At 40.1% G+C, this 14423-nt stretch carries 15 protein-coding genes; 3 read left to right on the top strand and 12 right to left on the bottom strand.

Features of this window, described 5'->3' with window-relative positions; genetic code table 11:
• Positions 1 to 69 precede the first annotated feature (69 nt).
• The 6 genes from glpD to AACU95_RS15705 form a co-directional block, all read right to left on the bottom strand.
• The gene (gene glpD, locus AACU95_RS15730) at positions 70 to 1563 is read right to left on the bottom strand and encodes a glycerol-3-phosphate dehydrogenase (RefSeq protein ID WP_004246748.1); all 1494 of its coding nucleotides are present in this window, start codon (positions 1561 to 1563) and stop codon (positions 70 to 72) included.
• A gap of 297 nt (positions 1564 to 1860) precedes the next feature.
• Positions 1861 to 2619: a DeoR/GlpR family transcriptional regulator gene (locus AACU95_RS15725; protein ID WP_004246753.1), complete on the bottom strand. Its 759-nt coding sequence runs from the start codon at positions 2617 to 2619 to the stop codon at positions 1861 to 1863.
• A gap of 38 nt (positions 2620 to 2657) precedes the next feature.
• The gene (gene glpG / locus AACU95_RS15720; protein WP_004246754.1) at positions 2658 to 3497 is read right to left on the bottom strand and encodes a rhomboid family intramembrane serine protease GlpG; all 840 of its coding nucleotides are present in this window, start codon (positions 3495 to 3497) and stop codon (positions 2658 to 2660) included.
• Positions 3498 to 3515: 18 nt separating this feature from the next.
• The gene (glpE, locus tag AACU95_RS15715) at positions 3516 to 3842 is read right to left on the bottom strand and encodes a thiosulfate sulfurtransferase GlpE (protein ID WP_004249057.1); all 327 of its coding nucleotides are present in this window, start codon (positions 3840 to 3842) and stop codon (positions 3516 to 3518) included.
• A gap of 180 nt (positions 3843 to 4022) precedes the next feature.
• Positions 4023 to 4601: a Fe-S biogenesis protein NfuA gene (nfuA, locus tag AACU95_RS15710; protein WP_004246756.1), complete on the bottom strand. Its 579-nt coding sequence runs from the start codon at positions 4599 to 4601 to the stop codon at positions 4023 to 4025.
• Positions 4602 to 4661: 60 nt separating this feature from the next.
• Complete coding sequence (locus AACU95_RS15705; protein WP_017827133.1) at positions 4662 to 5354, bottom strand: DNA utilization protein GntX; 693 nt, start codon at positions 5352 to 5354, stop codon at positions 4662 to 4664.
• Positions 5355 to 5393: 39 nt separating this feature from the next.
• Here AACU95_RS15705 and bioH point away from each other — a divergent pair, with 39 nt between their 5' ends.
• Positions 5394 to 6179 (top strand): pimeloyl-ACP methyl ester esterase BioH, encoded by a 786-nt coding sequence (bioH, locus tag AACU95_RS15700; RefSeq protein ID WP_004246758.1) that lies wholly within the window; start codon positions 5394 to 5396, stop codon positions 6177 to 6179.
• Positions 6180 to 6204: 25 nt separating this feature from the next.
• Here bioH and AACU95_RS15695 read toward each other — a convergent pair whose 3' ends face one another.
• The 6 genes from AACU95_RS15695 to yihI form a co-directional block, all read right to left on the bottom strand.
• Positions 6205 to 6651: an OsmC family protein gene (locus AACU95_RS15695; protein ID WP_004246759.1), complete on the bottom strand. Its 447-nt coding sequence runs from the start codon at positions 6649 to 6651 to the stop codon at positions 6205 to 6207.
• 217 nt (positions 6652 to 6868) lie between these two features.
• Positions 6869 to 7102: a FeoC-like transcriptional regulator gene (locus tag AACU95_RS15690; protein ID WP_004246761.1), complete on the bottom strand. Its 234-nt coding sequence runs from the start codon at positions 7100 to 7102 to the stop codon at positions 6869 to 6871.
• 20 nt (positions 7103 to 7122) lie between these two features.
• Positions 7123 to 9453, bottom strand: coding sequence for a Fe(2+) transporter permease subunit FeoB (gene feoB, locus AACU95_RS15685; protein ID WP_012368551.1), 2331 nt, complete (start codon positions 9451 to 9453; stop codon positions 7123 to 7125).
• 49 nt (positions 9454 to 9502) lie between these two features.
• Positions 9503 to 9739 carry a ferrous iron transporter A gene (feoA, locus tag AACU95_RS15680; protein WP_004246763.1) on the bottom strand — a complete coding sequence of 79 codons (237 nt, stop codon included), beginning with the start codon at positions 9737 to 9739 and terminating at the stop codon, positions 9503 to 9505.
• Positions 9740 to 10131: 392 nt separating this feature from the next.
• Complete coding sequence (locus AACU95_RS15675; RefSeq protein ID WP_161737113.1) at positions 10132 to 11580, bottom strand: DUF4026 domain-containing protein; 1449 nt, start codon at positions 11578 to 11580, stop codon at positions 10132 to 10134.
• 213 nt (positions 11581 to 11793) lie between these two features.
• Positions 11794 to 12294 carry a Der GTPase-activating protein YihI gene (gene yihI / locus AACU95_RS15670; protein ID WP_141192184.1) on the bottom strand — a complete coding sequence of 167 codons (501 nt, stop codon included), beginning with the start codon at positions 12292 to 12294 and terminating at the stop codon, positions 11794 to 11796.
• Between the two features lie 189 nt (positions 12295 to 12483).
• On the opposite strand from yihI, the gene AACU95_RS15665 reads away from it, so the two are divergent.
• Together AACU95_RS15665 and AACU95_RS15660 are read left to right on the top strand one after the other, a co-directional pair.
• Entirely contained in the window at positions 12484 to 13947 is a 1464-nt protein-coding gene (locus AACU95_RS15665; RefSeq protein ID WP_161737112.1) for a glycosyltransferase family 39 protein, read from the top strand.
• Positions 13948 to 13960: 13 nt separating this feature from the next.
• The coding region (locus tag AACU95_RS15660) for a GNAT family N-acetyltransferase (RefSeq protein WP_161737111.1) at positions 13961 to 14423 on the top strand (463 nt) is incomplete at its 3' end.

Genomic DNA, 14423 nt, shown 5'->3' with positions numbered 1-14423 from the left:
GGCGCTATTATCGCGCCACAAAAATTGCTAATAAGAACATTGAACAGAGTCAGAGAATATTTTACTGCATTATGCTGTGTGCGTATTTGCCTCTAACCATTGCGTAATACGTTGTTTTTGTTCATCATTAAGCCACATACCAAGTTTGGTACGACGCCAAATAGCATCATCAAGCTCAATCACCCACTCATGTTTAACTAAATAACGTAATTCAGCTTCGTAAAGATTATGACCGAAATTTTCGCCCATTCCGGCTAAATCAGTAATTCCTTCTAGCAACACTTCAGTATTGCTACCATAAGTGCGAGCAAAACGTAGTGCTAATGCTTCTGGTAACCAAGGATGACGTTGGCGAATAAGACGTGAATAGCCATCACGATCGTAACCTTCTAAGTTCCCCCCCGGTAATTGACCCTCTTTTGTCCACGCTTGACCCATATTAGGGAAATAAGCATTTAGCTTATCAACCGCGTGTTCACCGAGTTTACGATAAGTCGTTAATTTACCACCAAACACAGAGAGTAGTGGTGTTTTACCATTATCATCATGTACATCTAAGGTATAGTCACGAGTGATAGCTTGTGGCGAATCGGATTCGTCATCACACAATGGACGCACCCCTGAATAATTCCAGACGATATCGTCTTTGGTCAGTTGTTTCTTAAAGTGGTCGTTATAGACTTTTAATAAGTACTCAACTTCATTGTTATCAATAGCCACATCTTTTGGATCACCTTTGTATTCAACATCAGTGGTACCAATAATAGAGAACTCATCCATCCAAGGGATCACGAATACAATGCGGTTATCTTCATTTTGTAAGATATAGGCTTGGGGTTCATCGTGAGCACGTGGGATCACAATATGGCTACCTTTGATTAAGCGAATACCATAAGGTGATTTTAATTTTAACCCTTCATCGAATAATGTTTTAACCCAAGGACCGGCTGCATTCACTAATGCTTTTGCTTGATAGCGAGAAGTTTCACCGGTGCGTAAATCTTGTGCTTCCACCATCCATAAATCGTTTTCACGCCAAGCGCGCGTCACTTTGGTACGAGTACGAACTTCACCGCCACGACGAACGATCTCTTGCGCATTTAATACTACTAAACGAGCATCATCTACCCAACAGTCGGAATATTCAAAACCACGAGTTAATTCAGGTTTTAAGACAGAGTTAGCCCCGAATTTAATACTTTTACTGCCCGGTAAACTGACACGTTTGCCTAGGTGATCATAGAGGAATAAACCAATGCGGATCATCCATGCTGGGCGTAGATGAGGTTGATGCGGTAAACGGAAACGCATCGGAAATGCGATATGAGGTGCCAAACGCAATAAAACTTCACGTTCAGCCAATGCTTCACTGACTAAACGGAATTCGTAATGCTCTAAATAGCGTAAGCCACCATGAATTAATTTTGAGCTAGCGGAAGATGTTGCACTGGCTAAGTCTTGAGCTTCCAGCATTAATACTGAAAGGCCTCGGCCTGCTGCATCCGCCGCAATTCCAGCGCCGTTTATTCCGCCGCCGATGACAATCAAGTCTTTAGTTTCCATAACATCCTCCTAAGAATGCGCGAAACAATTCTTTAATGTTCGTTTTCGCTCATAATTGTAATGAATTTTGTTGGAAATGCCAACTATATAACCGATAAAAAACATTACTGCGTGATATAAATAACAATTTATTATCATATCCCTACATTTAGTGTGCTTATTAACTGAAAAGAACAAATGATGTTATTGATAAGAATAGGAAAGGGAATGGGGTTTGACAAAAGAATAAATAGGTAAAAAAAGCGGAAAATTTTAGGAAAAAGTACCCCGAAAGGTACTTTTTAATAGAGGGTTATCCTAGCAAAGCTCAAGCTGAACGTTATGTTGTTCAATAATTTTTTGAATGCCAGATGGTGGCTCTTGGTCGGTGAAAAGGTAATCAATCAGATTCATATTACCAAGATTGACCATCGCGTTACGGCCAAATTTAGAGTGGTCGGTCACTAGCATAACACAACGAGAATTTTCGATTATGGCACGTTTAGTGCGGACTTCATGGTAGTCAAATTCCAACAAAGATCCGTCCATATCAATACCACTTATCCCTAAGATGCCGTAATCAAGGCGGAATTGAGAGATAAAATCCAGGGTGGCTTCACCGACAATACCACCATCACGGGTACGCACTTCGCCACCCGCTAAGATCAAGCGAAAGTCTTCTTTATCCATCAATAAAGTGGCGACATTCAGATTATTAGTGACGATACGCAGATTTTTATGGTTAATCAGTGCATGGGCTACGGCTTCAGGGGTAGTACCAATATCAATAAATAGTGTTGCACCATCAGGAATTAAGCTAGCAACACGTTGGGCAATACGTGATTTTTCATCAGACCACATGATCTTACGGTCGTGGTAAGCGGCATTCACAGAGCTAGATGGTAATGCAGCGCCTCCATGATGACGTTGGATTTTGTTCTTTTCCGCTAATTCATTTAAATCACGTCGGATAGTCTGTGGGCTGACCTCAAAATGTTCCACCAATTCTTCGGTGCTGACATAGCCTTGTAAGCGTACCAGTTCGATGATGGCATCATGCCGTTGTGTTTGCTTCACAGGTGTCCCCTAAAGTTAAAAATATCATGTTAATTTTATTATGATTGACGAGATAATTGATGTCGATTATCCCACAAAGCCATCAATAAGCCGATAAGGAAGCCGGCAAAATGTGCAGCATTTCCGATAGAATCACCTAAAACGCCCATATAACCCGCGATTATCCACAATATGGAAAAAACAATTAAGCCGGTAGGAACACCGATCCCTTTTTCTGGAGCCCGCAAACCTGTTAAGCCAACATAGCTAATTAGCGCGTAAACAACACCAGAAAGTCCACCAAAGTTGGATTCTGCAAACAGTGATTGTGCCCAATTACTAAATAGCGCAGAAATGAGCATAATGACAAATAATTTGCCTGTACCCAGTTGTTTTTCTGTTTGGCTGGCTAAATACCACCACATCGCTAAATTAAAGGCGATATGCATGAGCGAAAAGTGAACAAATGCTGGGGTGATATAACGCCATAGTTCAAAATCGAGACTAGCATCGTATGGCCATGCAAGGTGTAACATGACATTGTAATCGCCCACTATTTGCTGCCAGATAAAGACGAGCACACATAAAATAATGGTCAAAACCGTTAAAGGGCCTGATTGTTGCACCATGCTTTTGATTGAAAAAGCCGGGCGATATTGTAGACCCGTACGTTGAGGCGTACCTGTTTGCCAACTTGCCGCTTGGTAACGAGGGTGAAAAGGTTCACGAAGAAAGGTTTTTAGCTCACTTTCAACCTGATTGAGTTGTTGTTCGTTTTCCAACCAAAGGCTGACTTGTTGATTTTCTGTTTTTGCGTGGATCCGAACACCTTTTGTCGCCATATAATTGACGAACATATCAGCAAGTTGCGGGTTAGATAGTGTGATAATGTGGATCATTGAGAAACTCATCTGTAATTATTGCAGAGAAGTTATCGCTTGAGGAAACTCTCTTAGCCATGCTTCAAAACCGCCATTAATACTATATACGGTTTCAAAGCCCATATTGACCAGATATTGTGCTGCGCCTTGGCTACTATGACCGTGATAACACATCACCATCACAGGAACATCAAAATCAGCATCTTGTAGAAATTGGTTAAGCGTATCATTTGTTAAATGAAAAGCGCCAGTGGCATGACCAAGACGATAACTTTGCGGATCTCTTACATCAACTAAAATAGCCGATTGAGATACCCAAAATTGATAGGCTTGTTCAACACTAAGAAATTGAAAACTATCCATAATTGTCTTATTTATTATATTGTTAATTACATTGTTATGTTCTGAGCGAGAGAACGATATCACTATAATAACGTCAAATCAGTAAAGATGGCGTTACCTTTTGTAAATGATAATGGCATATACACAAATCCCCTAGGATATCTGTGCAGGTGAATATCAAAGGGGATTTGTAATAGAGGATCAGTAGTAGGAGTGATCACCACGTTGGTGTTCGGTTAAATCTTTCACGCCTTTTAACTCTTCTGGGAACAGGTTAAGTAGCTCTTTTTCGATACCATCTTTTAAAGTGACATCAATCATGGAGCAGCCATTACAACCACCACCGAATTGTAAGATAGCATAGCCATCTTCAGTGATTTCCATCAAGCTTACGCGGCCACCGTGACTCGCTAACTGTGGATTGATTTGTGATTGCAGTACATATTCAACACGTTCAATTAAAGGCGCATCGTCAGCCACTTTACGCATTTTTGCATTAGGTGCTTTTAATGTTAATTGTGAGCCTAATTGGTCTGTGACAAAGTCAATTTCTGCATCTTCTAAGAAAGGTGCACTGATGTCATCAACATAAGCAGAAAGTTTTTCAAATTTAATTTCTGTGTCGTTCGGCTCTACTGCATCGGGTGGACAGTAAGAAACGCCACACTCAGCGTTAGGTGTTCCTGGGTTAATGACAAAAACACGGATTTGAGTATTGGGTTCTTGATTAGCCAATAGTTTGGCGAAGTGTGCCTGTGCGGCATCAGTAATAGTAATCATATCGTCTTGCTCAATAGTTGACTGTTCTGGTTGGTTATCATACGCCCAATTGACGGTTAACTACAAGGTTCGGCAAATAGCCCATACCTCAACAGAGCGTGCTCCAGCACGAAATAGCAAAGGTACAATAGCATTGAGCGTCGCGCTTGTGGTGATAACATCATCAATCAGTGCCAGATCCTTGCCTGCCACTGACACTGTGCGATTTACGATAAAGGCATTATCTAAATTTTGTTGCCTTTGTTTGGCATTAAGATGTGTTTGTGCCAGTGTAGCACGAGTTCTTATCAAGGTATTAGGGTGATAAGGACAATTTAACCATCTTGCCAAAGGTTTAGCGATAGCCTCAACTTGGTCGAAGCCTCTACGCCAACGACGATGTCGATGTAGCGGTACGCTAATAATTTGCTCTGGCTTGCGAACTAAATTCTCGCGACGATGAGCAAGCCACCGTAATAAAAAAAGTTTCGCAAGACATAATGCTATCTGAGGGCGAGGATGATATTTATAAAGGTGTAATAATTTATTAAGCGGTGGGCGATAGTCAGTGACTGTCAACATCTGTTTCCAGCGAGGTGGTGATCGCAAACACCGTCCACACAATATCATTGAGTGGGTAGAGGGATACAAACATCCCGGACAACGATTATTTTGTTGTGGCAGATGACGAATACAACTTGAACAAATGCTGTGGTTACCATACCGCAATGGTTGACGACATAACCAGCAATATCCTGCTATTGTTATCAGCATAGTGAACATCCCTGTAAAATAAGAGAAGAGAGCATAACAATGAATAAATTGTATTGGCAGACTTTAGGTGAAGGAAAAACGCATCTTGTGCTATTGCACGGATGGGGCTTGAATGCTCAGGTTTGGCAATCAATCATCACGCGATTAAGCTCGCATTTTACCCTGCATCTGGTTGATTTACCGGGATACGGCAGAAGCCAAGGTTTTCCTGTGCTAACGCTTAAAGAGATGGCTGATATTGTTTTTTCACAGGCGCCTGAAAAAAAAGCCATTTGGCTAGGATGGTCATTAGGGGGATTAGTGGCAAGCCGTATTGCACTTGATAATCCTAATAATGTACGGGCGTTAATTACCGTTGCCTCTTCCCCCTGTTTTGCTGCTCATGAAACATGGCCAGGAATTAAGCCAGACGTGTTAAAAGGTTTCGAGCAACAATTGAGTGATAACTTTCATCGAACGGTTGAGCGCTTTTTAGCCTTGCAAACACTCGGTACTCAAAGTGCTCGTGAAGATACTAAGGCCTTGAAAGCGGTCGTGTTGGCACAACCTTTGCCTTCCGTTGAAACATTAAACGGCGGGCTGGAAATTTTACGTACAGAAGATTTGCGAGAACAGCTTACTACCTTATGTTGTCCTTTTATTCGGCTTTATGGTTATTTAGATGGTTTAGTGCCAAGAAAAGTCGCAGCTTTATTAGATGCTCATTATCCTGACTCTCCTTCGGTTATTTTTCGCCATGCCGCACATGCTCCCTTTATTTCTCATCCGGATGAATTTAGTGAAACCTTGTTAAAGCAGTGTGAGGCCTTATCAATTCTGGCATGAATGAAGAGGTTATAACGCTAATAGGCTATTCAAGATGATATAGCGTTTCGCATTCTGGTGGGTTGGTTATGGTATCTAATATAGGGCAGGTTCGTTCAATAAAGGCGATAAAAGCTTCTATTTCTGTTTTACTATTATCTGCTTGGATATAGAAATGCGTCGTTATCTTACTAAAGCCGATTTTAGCCTGTTTATTCTTTCCCATAAAGCCATCGATATCTAGCTCGCCTTTTACCTCAATACGAATATTATGGAGATTAATATGATGTAGGCGGGCGAAGCTCTTAGCAACAATGCATTTACAAGCACCAAGTGTGCCAAGTAACGCTTCAACGGGGGTCATCGCGGTGTCGTTTCCACCCAATGAAATAGGCTCATCAAGTAATAATTGAAATTGGCGAGAAGCACATTGCATCTGCAACCCACCTTGTGTACCCGTAGAGATAATGGATGAGAATTCAGTAATCGGCATAATTTATTATCCTAATTAAGGTAAATGTATATAATTTCATTTTGGACATTTAGATGTCTTTATGGCTATTTAAGGATTGGATTATGCGCAGATGGTGGGAAAAGTAAAATGAAGAATAACCAGCAAAAGTTGAAAAAAATTCATTTTGATTATCAGAAAAACCCCCTGTGAGATAGCAGGGGGATATGGAAGGTATATGTTTAAAAGAGACAGTGAGTTAGGAGCGTAACTGATAAACTTTAGTCTGACATGCGGTGGCTTCAGGGCAGCTTTTACAGCTACCCACCAAGCACTCTTCTACATCTACCTCTTGTAATTTACCCATTAACGTAAGCCGCTCTAACATCGCCTTTACCATAGGTTCAGGCATATTAAGCTGATGGCTGACAAGACGAGCATCAGCCCGACCGTTAAGCGCGACACAATCACGAACTTGCATCAAACTTGCCATCTTATTTTTCCTTTTGTGACTTAGTGACAGCTACCTTGTTTACCACAGCACTGTTTCGCTAATGAGCGTTTGTTACTTAAATTAAAACTGAGACGATGACGAGATTTACGTAATAGTACAAAGACAATTAAGTTAAATATCAATACAGCAGCAATGGTGATGGTACTACTTTGTGGATGTTCGCTAAATGTCGCTGTTTGGTAGAATAACGCGGCAAGTGAGTAAGCAATATTTAATCCCCAAAGAATAGAGAATGTCATCCAACCACGACTGGTTTCACGAGCAATAGCCCCCATTACGGAGACACAAGGCACATATAGTAGAACGAAAATTAAGTAGCTATAGGCCGCTATTGCACTACCAAATTTGCTGCCCATGGTACCCATAGTCCCCGTATCCATTTCACCATCACCTTTACTTGCCTCAATAGGGTTGGAAAGTGCGGCGAATGTAAAGGTTTCTTTTAAGCTATCCCAAGTTTCAGCAAAGGCGTCACCAATTTCGCCCCATAGATCAAACTCTTCAGGAACGAAAGGTTCATTAACAATACTTTCTGCGGTGTACAGTGTATTTAATGTTCCCACAACCACTTCTTTTGCCATTGCCCCAGTGACTAAACCAACGGTAGCTTGCCAGTTATCGTTATGCACACCAATAGGTTGCAATAACGGAGTGATTACTTTACTGACGGAAGCGAGGGCAGAATCATTAATACTATCAGCCGCTTTACCGGAAAAAGTGAAGCTATTTAATGCACCAATAAACATACTGGCGATGATAATCACTTTACCCGCGCGGATAACAAAGCCTTTTAAACGTTGCCAAGTTTGTATTAATAAGGTTTTGATATGGGGAACGTGATAAACCGGCAACTCCATGACAAAAGGAGAAGCTTCACCTCGCATAATGGTATGTTTGAGTAGTAAACCCGTCAAAATAGCAACAAGGATCCCTAATAAATAAAGTGAAAAAACCACGCTGGCGCCATTTTTACCAAAGAATGCGGCAGCAAAAACAGCAAATATGGCTAAACGTGCACCACAAGACATAAAGGGAGCCATTAAGATAGTAATTAATCGCTCTCTTGGGGCGTCTAGAGTACGTGCCCCCATAATAGATGGGACGTTACAACCAAATCCAACAATCAGCGGTACAAAGGATTTACCGGGCAATCCTAGCGCTTGCATTAATCTATCCATCACGAAAGCAGCACGTGCCATATAGCCAGAGTCTTCAAGGATAGATAAAAAGAGATACATCATGCCGATTTGTGGTACCAGAGGGAGTACAGTATTAATACCACCACCAACACCTTGAGCAAGGAAAATAGTTAACCATTCAGGGAAATTGAATGTTGCACCTAGCCATTGGATCCCATGTATAAAGATAGCTTCAGAGCCACCTTCAAACGCGGGTTGCAATGCTCCACCAATATTGATGGCAAGCACAAACATTAAATACATGACAAACAAGAAGATAGGAACACCTAACCAGCGATTTAATATCACTTTATCGATATTTTGTGTGAGCTGATTGGGCTTAATGGACTCCATATTAATGACTGCATGGCAAATACGCTCAATGTTTTGATAACGTGCATCGGCAATCACTAATTCTGGCTCATTACTATGCTCAGTTTGAATGCGCTGACGAATGGCTTTTATCTCTTGTGAGGTAATTTCAGCACGTTGATGAGTATAGATATCCCCTTCTAAACATTGTAATGCCATCCAACGGCGTTGCTGTAAATTGAATTCATCGTGATTAATTTTTTCAGCTAAAGATTCAACTTCGTTTAATAACCATGTTGGATAAGAAGTTAGTAACTCTTCGGGTTTTCTTTTGGTGGCTGGAAAGCTATCAATAGTGTCTTTCAGTTTATCAATCCCTGATGCCTTGGTTGATACCATAGGGATCACCGGACAACCGAGTTGTTCAGAAAGTGCTTGAATATCAATTTGCATATTTTGGTGTTCAGCAATATCAAGCATATTCAGTGCCACGATACAGGGAATACCGAGTTCAAGCAGTTGTAATGTGAGATAAAGATTACGTTCAAGATTGGAAGCATCTACAACGTTAATCAACATATCCGCTTCATTACTTAAGATGAAGTGACAAGCAATTTGCTCATCCAGAGAGGTCTGTTCTGAAATTGTTGTTAAAGAATAAGTGCCCGGTAAGTCAACTAATTCAATTTTATGATTTTTGGTTGTAAAGCGACCTACCTTACGTTCAACAGTAACACCCGCCCAGTTACCGACACGTTGACGAGAGCCTGTTAACTGATTAAAAAGCGTTGTTTTACCCGCATTAGGATTACCGATAAGACCAATAGTAAGAGGAGTCATAATAGTGATGCCAGTAGTTGTATTGCCTGAGTAGTTGATAAATAAGCTGTTATTTTTCGTTATGAGCGATTTCGCTAAGATTTATCAAAGCGAGATCTTTTTTACGCAAAATTAAAGAGACCCGATGAGTTTCAATTTGGATAGGATCACCTAAAGGTGCGATACGGATCACATTGAAAATAGCGCCTGGCAGCATCCCTAATGATAATAGCTTCTGCCGATAGGCAGGGCTAATTTGCGGGGAATAGCTGAGGATCTTGTAGCTATGATTTGGAATGAGAGACATAAAACGTCCTTCCACTAATTATATTGATACAAAAAATAATGATACTGATAATTATTAACGCATTTAAAAAGAAAACGCACAAGAAAAATAGGGTGATTAGGTAAATATTTAATGCAAATGAGAATTATAACCATCTTTATTGAGTATAATTTAGCCCACAATGGCTATGTGTTCTCTTGATGTACATCAATTTAATTTATAATAATGGTCGAAAAGCTATCAGATAAATGCCGTGAAGGCTGTACTGTTATTCATCAAAAAACAAACTGTAACAGTTAGAGATAATTGCGCATCATTAGTGTAACAATCAGTGAATGCTATTAACGGGATCTATCATCAAGGTCATACTGACAGATCCCGTTGCAGAGAATAGTGCTAGTTAATTAGTGGGATTAGTGAGTCTGCTGGTGGCTAAAAAGTTGATAAATCGTATTAGGGGTATAACTATAACCTTCATAAGAGATAACCCAATCAGTGATGAACGCAATATCAATGGGATAAATGCCACCTTCTTCCATTTCTTGTACATAGAATGGTACGTTAAGTAACTTAGCATAAATTCGGTCACCTTCTCGAGACTGAGGGATAAACCACATGTGCTCAAGCTCTTTTTCTTCCTTATCACCATAAGGAATACCAAACTTAATCATAAATTGCCATGGGCTCTCAGTTTCTTCATTGCTCTCTTTACTACCTAATAATTTTGCCAAGAAACCGGTTTTTTTCTCTACGGGGGGCTGATGGTAGTTATCAAACATGGAGAGAAAATATTGCCAACGCCTTTTGGCCTTTTCTGCCATTTCGTAGGTTTCTTCGTTACTGCGTAGTAGCATCATGGCTTGTTGTTCTTCATAACCTTTAAAGAAAGTTTCTAAAATAGGGTTTTCTTCATTAGTTCTAAATAACATCGATGATGGGTGCTGATGATATTCGTCTCTATCAGCCATATCGCCCAGAAATACGCCATGTGGTGCCCTTTGAGTGTTATAACGCATCTCTTCTAATGGTCTAAGACTATCTAAAGGTGTGGACTGATTAACGTGACGTATACCTTCTTCAAAGGGTAGCGCGACTAAATATTCTAATCCTGACGAAGTTTGTCCACAAAGCATCGGCTCGCCAAATTCAATTTGGCGGTTGTTAATACTGTTATTGACGAAGCAACGGAAAAGATCAGGAATACCGTAGTAAGATTCCAACATGCTTGGGATCACTAAATCAACTTCAGTTAAGCCACAACGTTGCAAGCCATGGGTATGAAACCAGAACATGGTTGGTGGATCATTTTCTGTATCGTAAACTGCATGAATAACATACAAACTTTCTACTTCAGGATAGAGATCGGGTGTCTCCAATTGAAAGCGTATCCATTCGGGAGTTAATCCTTTACCTGCGGCAGATTCATCCAGTGCGAGGATCATTTCTGGCGCAATTATGTTCAGTAGATTGAGCTGATGGCGATAACTCGCTAAAGGATGTAGGGTGTCAGAGAACATCGTTTCTAATAAGATGTCTTGAGTGGTGGCATTGGCATGGGCTAATAGCTCAGGAGTCATCTCATCTGTCGCATACATAGGACGTATTTGATAATCTTCTGATCGTGGTAGCAGACAGATAAAAAAATGGAGCTCATCATCGCCATGTTGGCAATGATAGAAAAAACCTTCATCAAGATCATCACTAAGATAGCTTATCTCACCATCTGTGTATTCGGTCTGTTCTTCTAGGCGTTGTTCTATCAATGCATAGTTTAGTGGCTGTGCAGGGAATGCCACTATACGAGAGGGCTCTTTTTTTCCTTGCCCTGCGGCGATATCTAAATAGTGTTGTTTATTATCCATACTTATTATTACTCGTATATTAAAAGAAGAAAAATAGAATATCAGGGTTAATTAATAAGAAATAGATAGAGTTGTCTGAGCTTTTATTTAAAAAATAAATTTAAATAAAAAATCATAATTTCTAATTATGACTCTCTAAAATAGAGAGAAAGGAAATGAACAGATACCAATATATATTTGGTATCTGTCAGATTAAGATAGGGTAACGATAAATTACTTACCTTTTAATAACTGCATAATATCTTCTGTTTTTTCTTCATCGTCATCTTCTTCAAACTCAATGCCTAATTCCGCCATTAACGCATCGATGCGATCAAGGGTTTTTTCAGTATAAGCTTGCTCTTCTGGATTGAGTTTACCCCCTTCTTCCAGACGAGAGAGTAATTCATCTAAACGAGTATCATTCTCTAAGAGTGCTAACTCTTCTTCTAACGATAAGCGCATAGGCTCCATTTTTGCTGGCGTGGATTTTTTCTTATCTACTTTAGGCGCCTGATTATCCACGATGAGAGGGATGGGTTTTTTACTACCAATACGTGGATCTTTCTGTTCATTGGTTTGCGCTTGCTCTTTTTTCATCGCTTCCTGCTGACGGTTACCAGCAGGATTGCCACGATGCTTTTTCTGGCGCTTACGTTCACGTCCTTCTGCATTTAGCTCTTCACGTGTTTTTTTACGCGTTTTAGCTGCGGGTTTTCTTTTAATCATATTCATAATGGTAACTCGATTTGTGATCTTATTGGTTGCGCAATCTATCAGAAACTATTTTGCGATAAAAGCACGAATTTAAGACAATTTAATATTTACTCACGTACAATGTAGCGCTCGGTTTACTATACTTTACTGTATTGTGATAGCAATTAACTATAAATTTAAACTAATTAACTTAACATTCTGTTTATTATGACATTATCATTTGCTCGATTACGCAAACCAGTTTATTGGTGGATAATTGGTTATGCGGTTTTATGGATTATCGTCAGCTATTTATTTGATCCCACCGTACCTTATGATGCCGTAGAAGCGGTTAACTGGGGTACTAATGGCGGTTGGGGCTCACCTAAAAACCCTTGGTTTGTTGGTTTTATTATGTGGCCAGCCATTTATGGTGGTATTGATTTTAGCTTTTATTGGTATTTTATCCACTTTGTGATGATAGCCATCGGCTTATTAGGTGTTTGGAATTTAGCCTATAAGTTAACCAAAAATTATCACCTAGCTTGGTTTGCCATGTTAGGTTTAAATTTATCAGGAATTATTAATTTCGATATCATTCCTTATAACGATAATTATATTTTAGTGGGTTGCTGGCCTTGGGCGCTCTATTTCTTTTTATGCGCTATCAATGACAACCCCAAATATTGGTGTGGATTCGCTGCAGTGATGGGGGTGGCTACTATGGGGAAATACTCCTCATTAGCCCTGATTGGTGCGGTATTCTTATTAAGCGTATTAGTACCTAAAGTTCGTCAAAGCTATCGCTCCCCTTATTTTTACTTTGCGATAGCTATTTGGTTGGCGTTTGTCATACCTAATTTTATTTGGTTGTGGCAAAACGACTTTGCCGCCTTTAAATGGGTCGGCTCACAAATAGAAGCACGTTTTAATTTACGTACGTTACGTGCCGCTTTAACGGTTTTCTATCCAGTGCTACTAATGTGGGGAATTGTACGTCTTTATGGTGGGCGAGTTAGTTGGCGTACTTCTCAAGATAGTCAATTATTGAATTTTATTTTGCTATTCCCATTAGCGATTATTTTTATTTGGTTTAGTTTCCATGAAGGGGGACGTATCACTGAGTGGTTACAACCTTTTATGTCAGTGGCTACCGCTCTTTTTGTCGGCTCAATTAGTGTCATACCTAAGCGTTCATTACGTGGTGTGTTATATGGTTTAGCGGTTTTTGGTATGTTAGTGGTATCTGGTTATACGGTAGTACAAGCTGCTAATGTGCGTAATGCGGGTCAAAAGTTTATTGGTGTTAAAACCTTTGTACAAGATGTCGAGAATGCTTGGCATCAGCATTATCATCAGCCTTTATCTTATGTAGGGGGTGAGTATATGCATGAGTGGGTCACTTTTTATGGCAAAGATAGACCGCTATCAGCCCAACCCTGGATTGTCGAGAAAGATGTTCAGCCCCCTAATATTTATAACCGTCATATTACGTTGGCGCAATTAGAGGACAAAGGTGTCTTATTGATTGGCCCGGTGGGGTATTACTGTGATAAAGCCCATTTTGATGCGGGATTACAATATTGGCCGAGTTTAAAAATAGCAGATACTCAAGAGATCATGTTTCGCTCTGAGCCTGATGCACTGGCAGAGCCGGTATGTATCGCTTTTGTCTCGCCTAAACAGCAATAAGAGAAGTTGTAAAATGCGTTATGCTGATATTCGTATTGAAACAGAGCGATTATTATTACGCTCTTTTGCCATGAAGGATGCTCAAGAGTGGTTCCAGATCATGAGCTCTCCTGAGGTTACTCGTTATTGGAGCCATCTTCCTTGGCAAAATATACAACAAGCGAAGGAAGATATTATTCAGGATATTACGCATATGGAGCGTAAGGAATATCTGCGTTTAGCCATTATTGATAAAGCAACAGATAAACTTATTGGCATGTGTGTATTCTTCAATCATCATCTCCATTCTTGCCGTGGTGAAATTGGTTATTGTCTTGATAACGCCTTTCAAGGAAAAGGGTTGATGTATGAGGCAATGATTGCTTTTATTGATTATTTAAGAACACATCTATCAATACGCCGTTTAGAAGCGGATATACATCCCGATAACCAAGCCTCTAGGGCATTATTAACCAAGCTTGGTTTTGAGCAAGAAG

Origin of the sequence: Proteus sp. G4415, from assembly GCF_963896075.1 — a bacterium.
Taxonomy (GTDB): domain Bacteria; phylum Pseudomonadota; class Gammaproteobacteria; order Enterobacterales; family Enterobacteriaceae; genus Proteus; species Proteus mirabilis.
The sequence above is the reverse complement of the archived record's forward strand: the minus strand, read 5'-3'. Positions and strand labels throughout refer to the sequence as shown.